5 protein-coding genes and 1 pseudogene are annotated in these 4,265 nt (G+C 50.4%); 3 read left to right on the top strand and 3 right to left on the bottom strand.

Going from position 1 to position 4,265, the window contains the following annotated elements:
- Positions 1–81: 81 nt before the first annotated feature.
- The 3 genes from AC2FIR_RS24005 to AC2FIR_RS23995 form a co-directional block, all read right to left on the bottom strand.
- Entirely contained in the window at positions 82–843 is a 762-nt protein-coding gene (locus AC2FIR_RS24005; RefSeq protein WP_170499290.1) for an NAD kinase, read from the bottom strand.
- 111 nt (positions 844–954) lie between these two features.
- Positions 955–1,923, bottom strand: a complete 969-nt coding sequence (locus AC2FIR_RS24000) for a hypothetical protein (RefSeq protein WP_496748180.1) — start codon at positions 1,921–1,923, stop codon at positions 955–957.
- Between the two features lie 98 nt (positions 1,924–2,021).
- A complete protein-coding gene (locus AC2FIR_RS23995; protein WP_170499288.1) occupies positions 2,022–2,585 on the bottom strand; it encodes a transporter suffix domain-containing protein in 564 nt (187 codons plus the stop codon).
- 489 nt (positions 2,586–3,074) lie between these two features.
- On the opposite strand from AC2FIR_RS23995, the pseudogene AC2FIR_RS23990 reads away from it, so the two are divergent.
- The 3 genes and pseudogenes from AC2FIR_RS23990 to AC2FIR_RS23980 form a co-directional block, all read left to right on the top strand.
- Positions 3,075–3,227, top strand: a pseudogene (locus AC2FIR_RS23990) (IS3 family transposase); the annotation flags it as partial.
- Complete coding sequence (locus AC2FIR_RS23985; RefSeq protein ID WP_496748184.1) at positions 3,191–3,601, top strand: hypothetical protein; 411 nt, start codon at positions 3,191–3,193, stop codon at positions 3,599–3,601. The pseudogene AC2FIR_RS23990 and the gene AC2FIR_RS23985, both read left to right, overlap by 37 nt.
- Positions 3,579–4,235, top strand: coding sequence for a hypothetical protein (locus AC2FIR_RS23980; protein WP_496763489.1), 657 nt, complete (start codon positions 3,579–3,581; stop codon positions 4,233–4,235). The genes AC2FIR_RS23985 and AC2FIR_RS23980 overlap by 23 nt, the downstream gene beginning before the upstream one ends.
- The last annotated feature ends 30 nt before the right edge of the window (positions 4,236–4,265 follow it).

The raw sequence follows: 4,265 nt of genomic DNA, 5'->3' as shown, positions 1-4,265 counted from the left end.
CCAACACCATGATTTATATCGGAAATAACACGATCACGACAGCGGAAACAGCGACTTACTTGGGGAATGTGGGTTTAAAGCCTAGCCTCCATAAAACTGCTCTGACACGATTCTGTCGTTAAGTGATTGTTGCGGGTCGAACAGAACGTTCACCGCTGAATCTGGATCCAACCGGGCAGTTACCCGAATCGGCTCCCGTACTTCGTTAAAATCACCTGAGACGCCAACCGGGCGCTTGTCCGGGTCGATCACTTCGACGGCGAGGTTGGTCGAATTGGAGACTACGGCGCCAAACCATCGGCGCGGTCGGAACGGGCTAACCGGGGTCAGGGCAAGGACGTTTGCGTCCAGCGGCAGGATTGGTCCGCGCACCGCGAGATTGTAAGCTGTACTTCCCGCGGGCGTCGCAAGAATCAGGCCGTCACCAACATACTTTTCCACTTGCTTCCTCCCATCGACAAATACCCGAAGGTTGGCGGATTGGTTGGAGTACCGGACGATAGACATTTCGTTGAAGGCCAGCAAAGATTGTGTTTCGCCATCGCGTGTTTCAACTTCGATGCGGATGGGCGCTAGCTTGATCTTTTGTGCCTTTCTCATAGCGTCTCTCAAGCCATCTGCCCGGTAGGCATTCAAAAGGAACCCGACAGTTCCCCTGTTCATCCCGTAGATTGGCAAGCCGAGGTCTTTGTACTCGTGGATGCAGTGTAGAAGAAAACCGTCCCCGCCCAGAACGATCAGAGCATCGGCTTGTTCCGGCGCCACAAAATCGTAGCGTGCTTCGAGCTCAGCCAATCCTGCGATGGCCTTTTCAGACCCTGAAGTCAAAACTGCCAGATCCATTTATCGTACTCCAATGCCAAGTTTCAAATAGACGTGATTCCATTTCTCTTAACCAAAGAAAAAACAGTCATTAGGTTCAGGATCTTGCCAGGAGGCAATTCATCCTATGCTTCAGAAGCTGATCCCTAAGCCGATGGAGACCCCGTCATATTCTTCACCAAATAGATAGTTGAACGTTAAGCGCCCGCGCGAGACTATCCCAATGTCCGTCCCTGTCAGCTCCAGTTCCAAACCGGCGCCCACCTTGCCCAACCATTCAATATCAAGCGTCTTGCCCTGATCTCCAGAATAGCGGGTGATACTTGCCTCCCAAACTGAACGGATGGGTCTGTTTTGCCACTTCAAACCGCGGACTGGAATCCTGACACGCGACCATATCGAACTGGAAATCGCGCTGGCCCGTGCGTTGAGATTTGCACTGCCGAATATCGATGTGAGTTCCAAATGCGTGTGCCGGATTCGAATATCGACATCCATCGCCGCCGACCTCTTTTTGTAGTTGAGCAGTAGTGACCCACCTAGACCACCTGTAGACATCCCTCCGTCGACCAAAAAACCTTCGTCCGCATCAGGTGTACCCGGCAGAAGATTTCCTAAAATGGCGGCGTCACTCACAATATGCCCGATTGAGGCATTCATGATCGGTCTTAAAGACCAGTGATTCGTAAGTTTCCAGTCATACCCAATCCCACCAGTGGCAGCCGCTCCATTCCATCTGACCGGCACGATCATATCCCCGCTTGGGCGAGAGACGATTAGGATTGGGTCATAACGCTGATAGCCGAGGTATCCTTCTAGGTAGATCGGTGTTTCTTCATGGAGTCTAAAGCCGCCACCCAATTGGAAACTGAAGTACTCGTTCGCGTCATTGGATTTGTTTCTCAACGACAATCCGTTTGCAGAGTCATTCGGGATCGCCACCAGGCCAAAAGTGGCCAGAGCCTGGCTGGGAAAACGGCTGACCCCATCACCTAGCCGGAAATCCTGGGCCGACGTTTGTAGGGGTAAAAGTACTACAACTAAGAAAAAGACAAGCCAGAAAGTACAGTTATGTCTGGGCTGTTTTAAAACGCCTGACAATGGCTCAGAGCCACGGTCACACGCGGCGCCTTCGCTGAATTGAGGCATCAGTTCAATAAGGTTTGCACAACTCGGACTCACAAATCGGGCAAACAGACTTAAGCTCCTTCTTGCCAGACCAGAGCGGTCTGCAACCGATCGACAAAATCTCCGCCTAACATCCAGATTCCAGCGAAGAAGGCACCCACGCTTGCAATGATCATGTAGACCATGCCAGTTGCCTCTTCGGCGAATGTCAGGCCGGCGACCCCCTCCGCCAGATGCTCAGGCCCAAGATAGAAAAACCCACCGACAATCCAGACCAGCACCAGAAGCTGAAAGGCCAAAGCACCGCCGAAAAGGACCAAACCCCAACTGTGCCGAGTCTTGCTAATTGAGCCACTATTTAGTTTCAGCCTGCTGAAAAGCTGGTTCTTTAGCTTCTTGAATCCCTCCTTTCCCAAGAAAGGTATCGATGCAAACCAGATAACTTCGCCGCAAATGACAGTGCCTCCGATTAACGCGGCAGTGTCAGTCGTCGACAGCCCAAAAAACGGCACAACGATAGGTGTGATCACAATCATGATGATCGGCAGGATGAACATGATGATGCCCAGCTTGTAACGCCAGCCGCCGCCTGCATTGTTCTTATTATCCTGGTTGGGAGAGTTTGAGTTTGTCATCTCGGCGTTCTCTGTTTTGGCTTGGGAAATCCAGCATAGGTCGACGGAAGCAGGGCTGCACTTCACCCAATGGTCGAAGAACTTTATTGTAAAGGTCTAGGTAGCTTAGGTGAAGCCGAAACTCGAGTTAACTGGATTTAAGGCTGGAATCTAGGGTATACTCATACGAGATAGTTTTAATGAAGGCGGATTTGACATGCAAACTTTTCGACTTGCGTTAGTGGCAGTCATTTCGATCAGTGTTTTTTTTGCGTCGACCGTTTTCACAAATTATTTGGGCACAGCAATCGCCCAACAGGCCGAGCAAAGGGCAGACGTTCAGGCTTTAAGCGAAACCATCGAAGCTTTAACTGTCCGTTTGATAACTTCTGTTCGCAGATCAGAGAGCCCATTGCTCAAATCGGATAGCGACACAGGCAAAATTGTTTGGACCTGATCCTCCCCCACTGAAGTGGTCCGCCCGTATAGTTATGAAACGGAGGATCAAATATGGGAATCAAGCGACACAAGCCGGAAGAGATTGTCACGAAGTTACGGCAGGTTGAGGTGCTTTGCGGCGAGGGCATGGCGCGCGTTGATGCCATCCGCCAAGTGCAGATATCGACATGGCGGCTGATTTCAACAACGCCGAAATGGAGGAAGCCAGCTTGGCAATGGACGAGCAAACCCCTGATTTTCCTGTCGGCTTGAGCCCCGACGCGTTGGAAGGAATTGAAGACGTAAATGACGTTGACTTTCAAGATCCCGATTTTGGTTCGTATTCTGACTTTGAACCTGTGACGGTGGAACAAGACCTGTCTACAGAATTAGAATCCTTGGACGTCGAGCTCCAGAATTCTGAAGAACTCGAAATGTCCGAACAGGTCTCGACGCCAGAATTCGAAGCGAAACCCATTCAAGAATCTATGTTTGACGCCGAATCGATGCGCGTAGATGATATTGGAGGTACAGATTTTGGCACATCCGACTTAGGTAGAGATATGGGAGTACTGGATGGCGGTTTCGACTGTGACTAACTCTAAGCTTCTGAAAGGCCTCAGGCTTGCGCTCAAATCAACAAGAACAGTTCTTTATTTGGTTTTTCTTGCGATACCTGTCGATACTTCCGCTCAGGAAAAGCTAGTTCGCTACCGCGACGTGGTGACTACTCCCGTCGGGACATTCAGCTTGCCGGTAGAATTGTACCTCAAATCAATAAGCGAGACTGAAATCTCCATAAAATTCGCAGCGAACCTAACTCCTGTCCAAAAGAAGTTACCCCAGTTGCTATCGGCATTTTTGGTTGACGAATGCGACCTCCGAATTGGTTTGCAAGTAGATGGTTCAAAGGCCTTAGCCGACCAAATACAAATCGATGGCCGACTTCAATCCAAAGTCTACGCATGCGGTAAAAATCAAAACGAGGAGAACCGCCTAGAATTGGTAACGCTCGATTTTGACATTCAAGCGGCACTAAGTTTATCCGTGGTCAGAAATTGTGTTCGCCTGTCCTTGGACGAGCTTGTTTTGACCCCGACAAACCTTGCAAGCGAAATCGTCGCGCAGATTGGTTTTTTGGAGGAAATGCATGCATCCGCACGGTCCTCCGCCGAAGAATATCTTGACCGACATTCCCCAAGTGGCCTGGGTTCTGACGTTAAGGTCGCCTGACTGCGCCACCTGATCAAGCGTTTTTCCGCC

The sequence above is a fragment of the Ruegeria sp. CDSB136 genome (assembly GCF_059610965.1).
Note: the sequence above shows the minus strand (reverse complement) of the source record. Positions and strands in the feature narration are given on the sequence as shown.

Bases quoted from the DNA above. Each gene is read 5' to 3' on its own strand.
- AC2FIR_RS23995 (WP_170499288.1), bottom strand. From the start codon at position 2,585: ATGACAAACTCAAACTCTCCCAACCAGGATAATAAGAACAATGCAGGC.
- AC2FIR_RS24005 (WP_170499290.1), bottom strand. From the start codon at position 843: ATGGATCTGGCAGTTTTGACTTCAGGGTCTGAAAAGGCCATCGCAGGA.
- AC2FIR_RS23985 (WP_496748184.1), top strand. From the start codon at position 3,191: ATGGCGGCTGATTTCAACAACGCCGAAATGGAGGAAGCCAGCTTGGCA.
- AC2FIR_RS23980 (WP_496763489.1), top strand. From the start codon at position 3,579: ATGGCGGTTTCGACTGTGACTAACTCTAAGCTTCTGAAAGGCCTCAGG.